Source organism: Octadecabacter sp. B2R22, assembly GCF_018861045.1.
Classification (GTDB): domain Bacteria; phylum Pseudomonadota; class Alphaproteobacteria; order Rhodobacterales; family Rhodobacteraceae; genus Octadecabacter.
The window spans coordinates 52,039-67,839 of the sequence record NZ_JAHKQJ010000008.1 but is presented as its reverse complement, the minus strand read 5'-3'; the positions used below and the strand labels follow the sequence as shown (position 1 = coordinate 67,839).

Genomic DNA, 15,801 nt, shown 5'->3' with positions numbered 1-15,801 from the left:
TGAGAAGCGTAGAAATACGTTCAGCCCTCGAAGCTTCGGTTTCGGGGGTTTCTCTTTGCTTACGTCCTCCTTTGTTGCTCTAGCCTCTGGTGTCATCCACAGGGTTTACAGCTGTAAACTCCTGGTAGGATTTCTTAATGATGTCTTCGAGCTCACGGTCGAGCCATTCAGCAAATGCTGCGTTCTCCCCTGCCCGCTTGATGGACATCGCGATCGATCCGCGCCCCGATTTGATTGTGACGCCCGGGACCGGTGTTGTCTCCCTGCCCTCGCTTGGACGCGCTCCACGCCGCGTAATCTCTCTGATAAGCTGCTCGAGGCGGTCGTCTGATGACAGCTCGGCGCTCAACTTTGACAGGATTGCGAAGGATGATGATGCATTGACCTTTTTGGATGCGAAGGCTTCGGCCAAGGCGGTCCACTTCGGCCGTCCCGACTTTGGAGCGGCTCCAATCTGATCTCCAACATCGTCGGGAATATTATCAGTAACCTTGGTCAGGTGGGATAGCCCAGACGCAGACAAGCTGAGGACCTGCCGGACGGTCTTGGTGTTATGGCCTGCTGCTTGAATGACGGCGGCAAACCGTGCCTTCTCGTAAAACGACAAGTTGCGACGTGCGGCATTCTCAAGGCCTTTGGCGAGAAGGGCTGTGGCGTCGTCGAGGTCTTGCACGTTGGCGCGAACTTTTAGTCCGAGTTCGCGGCAGACGCGCAGTCTTCTGCGGCCATAGATGATTTCAAACCGGCCCTCGGTCCCTGCCCTGCGGACCAAAATGGGAACCTGTTGGCCGCCGTCTTTGATGCTGGATTTCAGGGTTTCAAAGCCGTCACCATCATCTTCGGTGTTTACAGCTGTAAACCCGTCAAGGCGGTCTTCCGGTCCCCAGGCGTCAATGAGGGCTGGGTCTATTTCGCGAATGGCAGACAGCGACCCTTGCAGCGCGCCCAAGGCAGGTGCTGTGGTTTTTGTGGCTCGATCTTTGGGTTGAGGGCTGGAATTTGCAATCGTCTTTGCAATGCCACTTAGATCCTGAAGTGATTTACGTGCCATCAGCTACGCCCCCATGCTTGGTGAATCATTGTTTCAACTTCGCGGCCTACAGCATCCATGGATTGTTTGGCGCGGTCATAGGTCGACCGTGTCATCTCGGAGCGGACGACTTCGTAGATTGATTGCTTGAGCATCGTGGCATCGCTAATCGCGGTGCTCTTAAGAGCTGTGGCTGCCATGACGCGATCCATAAAGAGCGCACGCATGAACGAGGTCAATTGTTGTGACGGCACATCAGTTGGCTCGTCGCGGGTGATCAGGAACTTGAAGTGATCATATTGAAGCTCGGCACCTGCATCCTCGATGACGCCCATGTAGGCACCGGCAAGTTCGAGAAATTGCGCCGTTGAGGACACATCGAGCATTGAGGGCGTGAGGGGGACGATAAGGGAGGTCGCTGCGGCCATGCCGGAGATCGTCAGGAAGCCCAGCTGTGGCGGACTGTCCATCAAGACGATGTCGTATTGATCCTCAACCTGCGCAAATGCATTGCGGATGCGCAGGAAGAACGGCTGGTCCGGATTAGAGTTTACCGCCGATTCAGTCTCGAATTCGGAGAGCAAAAGCCGCGCGGGAGCGAGTGACAGCCCAGGGAAATACGTGGGCATGACGACATCGGAGAACGGAACCGGATCATCATAGCGGATCGCATCGTAGACGGTGAGGCCATCGAATTCGATTTCTGGATTGATACCGCACATAGACGTCAGCGATCCTTGCGGATCTAAATCGACCACAAGCACTCGGTAGCCATGAAGGGCCAGGTAATGGGCGAGGTGAATTGTCGACGTGCTCTTACTGCTACCGCCTTTGAAATTCATCAACTGCCAAACTTGCAGTCGTTCACCTTCTTTGCGGCCAGGGACGTATCTGCCCTTTGTTCGAGACGTTTTCTCAAGAATTTGGCGAGCGTCCCATAGCTCTTGGGCGCTATAGTAGCGGCGACCGGCTCGAACGTCGGTTGGTTCTGGGATTGTGCCTTCGCCGTGAACCTTGCGAAGGAATTGGCCAGATACGCCGAGCAATTCGGCGGCCTCCGGGGCCGAGAAGGGTCGCAACGACTTTGTGTTGTCGGGGGCGAAAGCAGAGAGGAGATGCTCACTGATCGCACGGTTTAAGCGCTCAGAGATATCCGTTGCTAACTCTGATGGTCGGTCTGTTACATTCGGTGTCGTGGGAATCATCTGGTTGCCCCAATTTGCTCAATGTGGCTTTTTTCGCGCCACTTGGGGATAAAAGGTGCGATTCACCTCACTAAGTCAACGATTTTCTTACATTTAGTGTCTAACACAGCATAATGCGCAAGATGAGACACTACGGACTATCTGCTAGTACGCCCGAAGTTTACAGCTGTAAACTTCGCAGCGCGCTTTCGGTGCATGCGGGGTGAGTGGGATCGTTGGGGTATTTGGGTTGGCTTGCCGGTCGAAATAGCATGAAAAACTCACCGGTTTGGCAAATGTTGCAGGGCCCGAACCATTCTCAGTAGTGAGTGACTTTTCGCGTTGGCGCTTCCGCGCTGACAGAACCGGGCTTGAAAGGGCAGGGGGTAGCCCCCCCTCGTCGTTTTAGGTCAATCAAGTGAGACTGGATTGCATGTTGCGTACAGGAGGGTGCGATACTTTTCCTGGGGGGTACTTGGTTTGGTCGCTCTTTAAGGGCAAAAAGGGCTCCGCCGCAGCGAACAAGTTATTCTCTGCCACAAGGACTGGAGAGGGTAGGCGGGCTTGCCATTGCCTCCCTAGATGTAGGGCGAACCACCTGAAGTTAACAGCGCCGAATAAAGCGAGCGCCACGCCATTGCGGATTGGCCCCAGCCTCTCACATCGCATCACCTCCAGACAATTACGGCACATCAAGACGCCAAATTCCCTTGGGCCCCTCAAGCTGAAATGACAAAAATGCAAGGACCGCGGAAAGGAGGGCGTTTACTCTTGGCATTGCCAGCGTTTCTCCACTCAAGACCAAAAAATGTTTTATCGAAACAAAGCCGACGTTTACGTCAACTCCCCACGAGAACTCGCACAATATATCAGCGACCTCTCAATTAAATCGAAGGTCTTGTGGCGCATCCGCAACAAGAGCGAATCAATCTAAAAAATGCCTATCTAACCGCTGGTTGACGCTTTGATTCCTCGCGCCCCTCAGATTACAAAAATGTGGCGATCCGATTGTGGTGAATACTTCCAAAATTTCCCCAATACGGAACGCGCGCGAACCCGTTTAGTGAGCCCATGGCATGAACGCCTAATAATGAGACCCCTGATTAGATAACAAAGTTGCATCCAAGCATGACACCATCAACCGCGACCCAAAAAAACCGAAGACCAGAACCGGGCACCTCTCGGCGCTGGTCCGTGATGATCGATCCAGACACTCGACTGGTCTCCGCACTCCGCTTCGAAGTTTTTGGGGTGCAAAACGGTGGAAACCAAAAAGACCCTTAACCGATCAATCCTAGATCCAAGCGCGACTTACAGCACTTACATTCCCAGTGAAAAAGTTGCATTAATAGTTAAATAAGAGCACCAACTTAGGCGTATCAGTAGATGAAGACTTTTCTTCGTATAGCAGCAACCCTAGCGACCACTTTGCTTGCCGCTGCGGCATCCGCAACCACATATACCGAAAACGTCCCCGCGCCGACGTCGCTTCCGTTGCCGCCCGAGTATCCTGCCGCGGGTGGTGTGGTCATCGTTCTGACCGGTGCCAACGGTAACATCTACTACCAGTTCAGCGATCCAGACGGTGCTTTCCGTGGGTTTAACAATAATGGTGACCCAGCAGCATTCCGAGGTAACCCGTTTACTGTAAACGATCCCATCTCGCTGGATTGCGGGTTTTCTTCCTGTTCTGATTATTTCGGTGGGTCCATCGCGCGGATGGACGTCCGTTTTTCCGCGTATGATGGCGACACCCAGGTTGGCGGCTTTGATGAAGACGACATCAACCTATTTATCAACGGATATGATGTTGGGTCATGGTCTGGCATCACAACCGAGATAACCAGCACTGATGGCAACACAAGCTTTGGCACCACAACTGGTTTCGGCAACAACACGTTTAACACCGCTTGGTTTGCGTCCACCAACTCAGCACTTCTCGATAATATCCTGTCCACCGGACAGACTGTATCGCAAGTTTATGATGACGACCCGAATGACAACTACTGGGATTTCCGTCGCGGTGATAACCTTGCCAATGGTGCGATCGAAACGATCGCGCCTGGGTATGAGTTGGTAAAGACCGTCGATGGCGGCGCGACGACGTTTACCCAAGTCGGAGAGGTCATCACCTATAATTACGTCGTTTCGAACATTGGTTCGGTGAATATCGACAACATTGCGGTGATTGATGACAAGATCGGGGCCGTGACCTGTACCCCGACATTGCTGGAAAGCGTTGAATCGGGCGCACCAGCTCCTAACTCAGCAAACTGTTCCGCGACCTATACGGTCACGCAAGAAGACGTTGACGCGCAAACCCTGACGAACATCGCCCAAGCGACTGGTGATCCGGAATACGGCTCACTTGGTGCGCTGGAAGATACGGTTACTTTGACAGGTCCAGCCTTTAACTCGGTAATGACTGTTGAGAAGGTCGCGACGCCGTCCACGTTCAGCACTGTGGGCGAGGTCATTACATATGACTTTACGATCACCAACGAAGGCAACACGACACTTACCGATGTAGAACTGACCGATCCTCTTATTCCAACGCTGTCTTGTAGTGTGGCCACGTTGCTGCCGCCGGTCCCGCCCGCAGCACCCGGCGCGGCGAACCAGCTGACATGTTCCGGCACTTATACGGTCACGCAAGATGACATCGACGATTTCATCAATAGCGGCCAGACGCTGGACAACACAGCGACAGCAACTGCGACCGACCCAGACAACACCGCACTCAGCGAGTCCGACACTGTGTCTTTGGATGGACCTGTCGCAACCCCAACAATGGATGTTACCAAGACTGCCACGCCGACAACCTATGCGGCCGAAGGCGACGTCATCTCTTATGATATCGAGATCACCAACACGGGTAATGTCACGTGGCCTGCTCCGCCGACCATTGTTGACGCCCTGACAAGCGATGAAAGCTGCCCTGCAGGTGCGATTGCACCCAATGCGTCCGTCACCTGTACGGCCACTTACACCATAACACTTGATGACATGGACAGCGGCACGGTGCCCAACACCGTCGATGCGGAAATCACCATTGGTGGCGTAACCGAAGTCGGCACAGCCGATGCAGAAGTCACGGCTGTAATTGAAACCGGTCTGAGCATTGTCAAAACGCTCGCCAGTGGTCCCAACCCGATTACAGCGGACACGGACGAACTCGTTTACGAGTATGAACTGACGAACGACGGTAACACGCGCATCAGCACCTTCGCGGTGAGCGACGACAAAGTCGACGTTGTCTGCCCGGCAGTAACTCTCGACCCCGGTGACAGCGTGACCTGTACATCCGTCGCTGATCCTTATGATGTTCTGCAAAGCGATATTGATGACGGCGGCGTCACCAACACTGCAACCGCCACAGCCGTTGCGGCCAATGGCGATACCGTAACATCGCCCGAAGTGTCATTGACGGTCCCTGCAACGCAAACGTCCGAGCTTAGCTTGGTGAAAGCGTCGGACCCTGATCCTGTCCTTGCCGCTGACTTCTTTGACGGTGCGACAGTCGACTATGTCTATACTGTTACCAACGACGGTAACGTGACAGTCACGGATGCGGTAACGATTGCGGATGATAAGTTCGGGTCGCCGATCACCTGTCCTGCTGGCGACATCGCGCCGGGGGATTCGATTGAATGCCGCGCGACGTATACAATCACGGGCGCGGATGTTGCGGCTGGCACAGTGATAAACGTCGCCTCTGCCAGCGATGGCACAACCACGTCAAACACCGACAGCGTCGCGATCCCGCAAGCGGGCGCACCAGGGATCACATTGGAAAAAGTCGCGGACACTGCCAACTACGATGACCTGAGCGACACACTTACCTACACCTTTACGGTCACCAACTCGGGCGAGACCGTGATTGCCGACAGCCAGCCGATCACAATTGATGACCCGCTAATCGGCGCGCCGTTCACATGTACCGAACAGCCGTTGAACTTGTTCCCTACAGACAGCTTTAGCTGTACGCGCACCTACGGGCCTGTCAGCCAAGCCGACATTGATGCAGGGCAGGTGGACAACACGGCTTCGGCCTCATTTGAGGCTGGTGGACTGACCGTCACATCGCCAAGCAGCTCGGCCACGGTGCTGGCAAACATTGTGCCGGAACTGACATTGGTTAAATCTGCTCTCGCGGCGGATAGCGGTGCACAGTTCGATACCCTGAACGAAGAGATCGTCTATACGTTTGCCGTGACCAACGATGGCACCCAGACGTTGACCTCTGTTGAGGTGACTGATCCATTGATCTCTGGTTTTTCTTGTACGATCAACGACTTGGCCCCTGGGCTGACAGATGACACCACCTGTAGCGCCAGCTATTTCGTCACGCAGGACGATCTGGACAACGGTCAAATCGACAACACCGCCAGCGCCCTTGGCACAAGCCCGACCGGCCTGACCGAAACCGCTACCGACAGCGCGACGATTACGATTGACCCTCTCGCGGCGACCAGCCTTTTGTCCGTGAACAAATCCGCCAGCCTAAGCGAATTTGCAGCCGTTGGAGATGAAATCCTCTACGGCATCGAAGTCAGTAACATTGGCAACCTGACACTGGACGACGTCGTGATTACCGATGCCACCTTGGGTCTGACCTGTACGATTGGCACGCTGGCTCCGCTGGCGATGGACGACAGCTGTGTCGGCTCTCACATCATCACCCAAGCGGATATTGATGCCGGAGAATTCGTGAACGAGGCGTCTGCCTCAGCCACCGGTGCGCCGACTGTAACGTCTGGTGTGACCGTTGATGGCCCGACCCGCGCGCCATCCTTTACCGTTGAGAAAACCGCGAGTGCGGATACAGAGGTCGCGGTGGGAACCGTCGTCACCTACAGCCATTTGGTGACCAACACCGGTAATGTAACGCTGACGGATATTACGCTGACGGACACGCACACCAGCACCTCTGGCGGCACGCAATCGCTGGCGTTTAGCCCGTCCAATGTGATCGCCACTTTGGCGCCGGATGCGACCACAACCGTCACGACGACCTATACAATCACGCAAGACGATATCGATGCGGGCTCGGATGTGACCAATACCGTGTCTGCCACAGCAACACCGCCAACAGGCACAACCGTTGCCCCCGCTACAGATGACGAGGTCGTCGACCTAGAAGACATCAACACTGCGCTAAGCGTTGTCAAAACTGAGAGCGATGGCAGCGGCGACTTTGGCGATCTGCCAACAGACGAGACCTTTACCTTTGAGGTGACCAACGATGGTAACGTGACGCTGAAGGGCTTTACGCTGACCGATGATCTGACGGGCTTTAGCTGTCTGTTGGCTGATATTCCGCCACTGACATCTGTGACGACATGTGACGACGGATCGCCGCTGTCCACGACCTACACCGTATTGCAAGACGACATCGACACCGGATCTCTGACCAACGCAGTCACCGTCACTGACGGCACTGTTGTCGCAGAAGACGAGGTGACCCTTGCGGGACCGGATCAACTGCCGCTTCTGGAGATGGTCAAAACGGCGACGTCCGGTGCGAACTTTGACGCCGTGGGCGATGAGGTCACCTATGATTATGTCGTGACAAACGACGGCAACATCACGCTGACCGCGCCGATCACGGTGGCGGATGACAAGACAACTGTGACCTGTCCGGCCTTGCCTGCGGCGGGGCTGGCACCGGATGCCAACATCACGTGTACAGCGACTTATGCGGTCACGCAGGATGATCTGGACGCAGGCTTTGTGACCAATGCCGCGACCGCAAGCATCAGCCAGCCGGTTGTGCCATCTGCAACTTATCCTGCAGGGACTGCAGCTGTAGATTCAGATGAGGTCACCGAAACCGTCACTTCAAACCAGCTTCCGGAAATCGAAATCGCCAAGGCGGTTCTGGCGGGCACAGCGTCGACCTATAGCGCGATCACGGACAGCGTGACCTTTGAGTTTACGGTCACCAACACCGGTAATGTCACCCTGACGGACTCCGTGACAGTCACCGATCTGACAATCCCTGCGACGCTGACCTGCCCAGCCGGAGGCCCCGTTACAATCGCGCCTGGCGACGCAGTGACCTGTACAACCACATGGACCCCTGATCAGGGCGACATTGATGCGGGCAGCTTTACCAACGAAGCGACCGCCGAAACGAGCTTTGGCGGTAACCCCGTGGCAACCGATCCGCTGGTTCCCGCGACGGCCACTGTGACTGCGATCCAGACACCAGAAATGGAAATGGTAAAAGTACTGACCGGCCTACAAGAACCAGCACCGGGCAGCGCACCCACAACCACCTTCGCCTCTGGTAATGTGGCCCTTTATAGCTACACGATCACCAACACGGGCAACACGACACTGACCAGCCCGATCACCATTGAGGACAACCTGATTGGCACCATCGCCTGTCCTTTGGTGGATCTTGCGCCAACCGATTCCCCGATGGTGTGTACCGCGTCCTACGTGATCACAACGGATGACGTTGAGCTTGGCTCGGTCACCAATATCGCGACGGCCACAGATGCGGGCGGCACCGAAAGTGAGCCAGCAACTGAAACTGTTCCGGGTGATGCGAGCCCGTCGATGTCGATGATCAAAGAAGCCGATGTTGCGACGTTCAACGCCGTGGGTGATCCGATTGTCTATACTTACACGGTGACCAATACGTCCGTCGGGGTGGAAACCAGCCCGGGCGTGTTCTTGCGCCCTGCGTTTGAAAACGTGATCACCATTACCGATGACAAATTCCCCGGCACCGCCATTAGCTGTCTGCCGACCGCTGACAGTCGCTTGTCCCCAGACGAAGAAACGACCTGCACGGCGACTTACTTAGTCACACAAGAAGATCTGGATGCCGTTCAAGGCGACGGGTCAGGGGGGCTGACGTCCGCCTTTGTGACCAACAACGCCGTTGCAGAAACACTATATGGTAGCACCGATGTTGTGTCTCCGGCGCAGACCGTGACAGTGGACGGGGTAGCAGCCCCAGCACTGACCACGACCAAAGATGTGACCACCGGCAACGATCCGGCGGCGGTTGATGATGTGCTGGAATACACGATCACCACCACCAACACGGGTAACCAGCAGATGTCTGGCATCACTGTCACCGACGCGATGTTGCCAACGCTGACCTGTACCATCAATGGCGTGGCGGCATCGTCGCCGTTCACGCTCGAGGCTGGGATCGCCGGGGCAGGGGACTCCGTGATCTGTACGGGCAGCTATACGGTCACTCAGGATGATGTCGACGCGCAGGTTCTGACCAACACCGCGACCGCCGAAGGCTCGTCTCCGGATGGTGAAGTCGTTACAACACCAGTGACAGACATTCACCCGCTGGTCACAGACAGCGGCGAGATTACGGTTCTTAAGGAGCTGACAGCGGGCACGCCTGCGGCAGCCTTTACCGACTTGAACCAGCCGATCTCGTTTACGATCACAGTGACCAACGATCGTCTTGTGTCGCTTGAAAACATTCGCGTCACTGACAGCCGTGTTGCCGGAACCTGCGTCATTCCTGGGCCACTGGCCCCGGGTGAGAGCGATTCCAGCTGTGAGTTCATTTACCAGATCCAGCAGGAAGACATCGATGCGGGTCAGCTGACGAACGTTGCGACCGCTGTGGGCACACCTGTCACGCCGGACGCCGAAGACGTCACCGGAAGTGATGACATCACCGTCTTTGGCCCGTTGTTCGAGCCAACACTCAACGTCACCAAATCCGCGGACCTGACCGAGATCACGCAAGAAGGCGATCTGATCACCTACACCTATGTCATTGCCAACCTCGGCAACGTCACCATCACCGATCAGCCAGACCTGAGCGATGACAAGATCCCTAATCCGGCGGACTTTACTTGTGACGCAATCCCAACGGGTGGCCTTGCTCCGAACGAAAGCATCACCTGCACCGCAATCTACAGCGCCACCCAAGATGACGTCGACAATGGCGGCGTGACCAACATCGCGACTGTAGAAGTTGTCGACACCTATAATGGTGGCACAGTTGGCGGCACCGACAGCGTGACCGTGCCATCCGAACGCAGCCCTGCGATGACGGTTCTCAAAGAAGCGTCAGACACCACAGACGTCGCACTTGGCGATATCATAACCTACACCTACACCGTGACCAACACGGGCAATGTGACGCTGGAACCGGTTACTTTGGCTGATGATCACACCTCTGCGGCGGGCACGAGCGCTTTGGCTATCGAGGACAACGGTATCATCGCGTCCCTAGCGCCAGATGAAATCGTTACACTGACGGCGACCTATGAAGTCACGCAGGCAGATATCGACGCGGGCGCGGATCTGACCAACACGGTCACCGCCACGCCGACACCTCCAACAGGCACCACCCTTGATCCGGTCACGGCCGAAGAGACCGTCACCATTGAGGACGCCGAGCCATCCCTTGAGGTGCTCAAGACATTGTCGGACACTCCGGATCCAATCGTGCCGGACGTCAGCACAGTGACCTTCGAGATCACCATTGAGAATGACGGCAATGTTACCCTGACAGCACCAACGCTGACAGACACCCTTAGCCGTGCCGACACCACCTTGATCACTCCCAATCCTGTGCCGAGCTATGTTTCAGGCGATTCCGCGACAACCGGCACCGTCGGGATGCTCGATGTGGGTGAAATCTGGGTCTACACGGTCAGCCACACCATCACGCAAGACGACATTGATGCAGGCGGGCTCAGCAACTCCGTTCTGGCCGAAGCAACCGATCCGTTCGGCACGCCAACCGAAGACACCTCTGACGATGGAACTGGGGCGGGCGGAAAACCGACCACCTTCACGATTGATCCTGAACCCGCCGTTGAAGGCATCAAAACAATCACATCGACCACCATCGCCGTGGGTGAAACAGTGACCTTCGAGATCACCGTTGAAAACACAGGTAACGTGACGCTGAACAGCGTCGGTGTGGCCAGCGATACGCTGACACGTGCCGATGGCACGCTGTTGGCCCTGACAACAGGGCCGTCGTTCCTCTCCGCTGATATGGGGTCGTCTGCGGGCAACCTGCTGGTCGGTGAAATCGCCACCTACACTGCGACTTATGTTCTGACACAAGACGACATTGACGCAGGCGGCATTGAAAACACGGCCACCGTCACGGGCTCTGATCCCGATGGTACGCCTGCCACCGACGTCACCGACAACGGCACGGGCGACGGGGATGACCCGACCGAGCTGGTGATTGCAGCTTCGCCAGAGATATCGATGCTCAAGACCCTGCTCTCGGGTGGTCCGACCTATAATGCCGTCGATCAGGAACTGGTGTTCAACTTTGCGATCACCAACGAAGGCAACATCACGCTGACCGAAGACGTCACAATCACCGACGCGATGATCACCGACGCCGGCGAAACCATCACCTGTGACCCAATGCCACTCGCACCGGGCGACACACTCAACTGCACAGGCTCCTACTTCGTCACACAAGACGACATCGACACTGGCGAAATCACAAACTCAGCGACCGCCGCAAGCGACGAAACAGACGAAACAACGCCAGACACAGTAACTGTTCCAGCCTTGCAAGAACCGGAACTAAGCCTGTTGAAAGTCGCAGATGAGATCCAGCCTGAAGACTTTATCGTCGGCGCGATTGCCAGCTATACCTACACCGTAACCAACACCGGTAACGTGACAATCGTTGATCCGATTACGATCACCGATAATCGCATTGCCGCCGCCGATATAACCTGTCCGGTCTTCCCGACTGCGGGTGTTGCACCGGATGGAACCTACGTCTGTACCGCGACCTATACGGTCACTGTGGATGATGTTGCGCTTGGCTCTGTGACCAACAACGCCTCTGCGAGTGATGGGACAACGACCTCACCGTTGACCAGCGAAACCATCCCTGTGGACGGCGTCCCTGCCTTGGAAACTCTCAAGGCGTTGTTTGCTGTGAACGGCGACGAAAGCGCGACGGACTTTAGCGCTGTTGGCGACATTCTGACCTATGAATTCACGGTCACGAACGATGGCAATGTGGCGTTCGCCAATGACATCTTTGTCGTTGATCCGATTATCGACCAAAGCCCGATCACCTGCTTTACTTCGACACCTGCCAACCCCGATCTGATCTCGGGTGAATCTACCACCTGCCAAGGGACCTATACCGTCACGCAGGATGATCTGGACGCAGGTGAAGTATTCAACGAAGCGACATCCCAGACATCGTTTGGTGTGGGTCCGACGCTTGTGGAATCCCCCGCGGGCACGACGACAACACCGGCAGATACTGACCCGGCGATCACGCTGGTAAAATCGGTAGCAACCTTGCCTGTGAACGCCATTGATCAGGTCTTGACCTACACGTTAAGGATCACGAACACGGGTAACCAGACGTTGACCGATGTCGTCGGCACTGATGCTCTCTTGCCGAATATGGTCTGCGAAGTGGACACATTGGACGCGGGCGACGAGTTGGTTTGTTCGGACACCTATCAGGTCACCCAAGACGATATCGACAGCGAGACATTGGTGAATACCGCCAGCGTTTCGGCGATTGACCCGCAGGGCGACGAAGCCACTGGCGGTGACACCTTGATCACGCAGATGCCCGATGCCGAGCCGTCCTTTACTCTCGCCAAGGCAGCTAATCCTGATCCGTTCGGTGCTGTTGGGTCCGCGGTTTTGTACACCTTTACGGCCACGAACAACGGCACGGTGACATTGTTTGACGTCACCATCACCGATGACATCGCCGATCCGGCCTACAGTTGCACCATCGCGCGCCTGAACGTTGGCGCGAACGATAACAGCTGTACTCTGTCCTATACGGTGACACAGGACGACGTTGATGCAGGCGAAATCGTGAACGTGGCCAATGCCACTGCTACGGATCCGTTTGGCACCGTTGTGCCAGCTACGGCCACAAATACCGCGATGGGTCCGACCCAAGAACCTGCCCTAGAAGTTGTGAAAATCGCCAGCTTGGGCGGCACTGCAGTCGGGTCCGAAGTCAGCTATACCTTGAACATCACCAACACCGGCAACGTGTCTTTGACCCCGCCCGTGATCGTCGACACCATGACCCGTAACAACGGTCAGTCGGTCAACCTTGATGCGCCCTTTGCGCTTCAATCCGGTGACACCGACAACGATGGCCTCGTAGATGTGACAGAAACGTGGGTATACACCGCGACGTATACCTTGGGGCAGGGCGATCTGAATGCAGGTGGCTTGTCCAACTCTGTCGTTGCCACAGCGCAATCGCCAGATGGCACGCCTGCGTCCGACACGTCAGACGATGGTGATAACAGCGATGGCAACACCGAAGACGACCCTACCGAAATTGCGATTGTTCCTGGTCCAGCGATCAACACCGTTAAAACCATCGTTTCTGGTGTTCCTGCGGTGGGTGAAACCATCACCTATGAAATCGTTGCAACCAACATCGGTAATGTCACACTAACTGACCGAACCATCACCGACACGATCACGCGTCTGGATGGTGGTAGCGCAGATGGTGCCACGACAGGGCCAACCCTGACGTCTGGTAACGCGGCCGGCATTGACCCCGGTGAAACGTGGGTCTGGTCCTTTACCTATGAAATCACACAAGACGACGTCGATGCAGGCGGTCTGGCCAACACGGCTACGGCAGGCGGATCCGCACCTGATGGCACCGTTGTGACGGACCAATCCGACAATGGAGATGACACGGACGGCAACACGACGGACGATGATACCCGCTTTACGATTATCCCAGTGTCCGAACTGACCGTGATCAAAGAACTTGTCGAAATTGGCGAGGCAGCCGGCGAAGAGGCGCTGTTCCTAATCACGGTGACCAACACAGGCGAAGCCACAATCAGCAACGTCGAAATCGTCGACACGATGACCAACAATGACGGCACCGTTCTGACGCCTGTGACTGTTACGGTCGCGTCTGGCGATCCAGCGTCACTGCCGGTTGGCGGGGCCATCACCTATGACGTTTCCTACACGCTGACACAGGACGATGTGGATAGCGGTGGCGTTTCTAATACGGCGATCGCAACGGGCACCGCACCTGACGGAACGACTGTATCGGATGTGTCCGATGTGCCGACAGGTGGCGATGGCAGCACGCCAACGGATGCGACGATCATACCGGATGAAACTATGGTAGCAACCAAAGTGCCCACAACCCCAACACGCATCGCGCCAAATCTGTACGAAGTTACGTTCACCATGACACTGGAGAACACAGGCAACGTGACGCAGACAGGCTTGATCCTCGAAGACGATCTTACAGTCTTTGCGTCGCCAGCCACATTGTCGAGCGTCGCAACACCCGTGATTTCGGGCTTTGACAGCGGAACTGCAAATGCATCCTTCAACGGTGACAGCGATATCATTATGGCGTCCACGGATGCTTCTCTTGCGCCCGGCTCGATAGGGGTCATTGAACTGACGGTTGTTTATGACGTGAGCACTGGCCAACCTGAGGCTGGCATCAACACCTTTAACGCCACATCCGACCGGACAACCGTCACCACCCAAAGCGATCCTGTCGTTCCGGGCGCAGACCCTGATATCCTCGCGGTGAAAACAGTCACACCAGATCGTGCCACCGTTGGACAGACGGTGACCTATACCATGACGTTCACCAACAACCTCGACACAGGTGAAAGCAACCTTACGTTTGTAGATGCGATGCCTGCTGGACTGGCCTACACGCCTAACAGCGCGACCTATAACGGCAGCGCGACGCCGCAACCGACAGTTTCGGGGCGCACTTTGCTTTGGGAAGACGTGTCTCTTGATGCTGGTGAAACGGTGACGATCACCGTGCAGGCCCGCGTGACCGATGGCGGCTTGGGTGACATCGTCAACGAGGCCTATGTTCTGGATGCAAGCGGCAACCGCGTCTCCAACGTCGCCAGTGCGACCCTGCGCTTGCCTGTCGAAGCCGTGTTCGATTGCGCCGATATCATCGGTAAGGTCTTTGATGACCGCAACATGAACGGCTATCAGGACGGCGTTGCCGAAAACAACGGCATCACCGATCAGACCTACTACGCCGATGGTAAATTCCAGATCGCGCCTGAAATCATCGAACCAGATTTCGAGCCGGGCTTGCCAAACGTGCGTCTGTCCACGGTGGACGGTACGATCATCACCACAGACGAATATGGCCGCTACAGCGTTCCGTGTGCTGAATTGCCAGGTGACATCGGGTCCAATTTCACGCTGAAGCTGGACACACGGTCCCTACCAAGTGGCTATCAGCTCACCACGGAGAACCCTCGTGTGATCCGCGTGACAGCTGGCACAATGGCGCGCCTGAACTTTGGTGCGACCATTGCCACCGTGGTTGACATTGATCTGATGGACAGCGCGTTTGTGCCGAATTCAGATGACCTGACGCCAGCCCTGATCCAAGGCGTGGATCAGTTGGTTGCCGCGCTACAAGAAGACCCTTCCATCCTGCGACTGACCTATTACCGCGCCACTGAAAGCCAGCAATTGGCGCGCGATCGTATGGACCGACTAGAAGCCCTGATCCGTGATCGTTGGCGCAGAACCGGCGCTGGCCGCCTGCCCATCGAACGTACGATCAACCGGTTGCAGTAGAAAGACGAGTTA

General features: G+C 56.0%; 3 protein-coding genes. 1 reads left to right on the top strand and 2 read right to left on the bottom strand.

Annotated features, from left to right (window positions below; all coding sequences use genetic code 11):
- Window positions 1-79: 79 nt before the first annotated feature.
- Window positions 80-1,051, bottom strand: a complete 972-nt coding sequence (gene repB, locus KO486_RS12500; RefSeq protein ID WP_216037619.1) for a plasmid partitioning protein RepB — start codon at window positions 1,049-1,051, stop codon at window positions 80-82.
- Window positions 1,051-2,235, bottom strand: a complete 1,185-nt coding sequence (gene repA / locus KO486_RS12495; RefSeq protein ID WP_216037618.1) for a plasmid partitioning protein RepA — start codon at window positions 2,233-2,235, stop codon at window positions 1,051-1,053. The genes repB and repA overlap by 1 nt, the downstream gene beginning before the upstream one ends.
- Before the next feature lie 1,365 nt (window positions 2,236-3,600).
- On the opposite strand from repA, the gene KO486_RS12490 reads away from it, so the two are divergent.
- Window positions 3,601-15,789, top strand: coding sequence for a DUF11 domain-containing protein (locus tag KO486_RS12490; protein ID WP_216037617.1), 12,189 nt, complete (start codon window positions 3,601-3,603; stop codon window positions 15,787-15,789).
- Window positions 15,790-15,801: the final 12 nt, after the last annotated feature.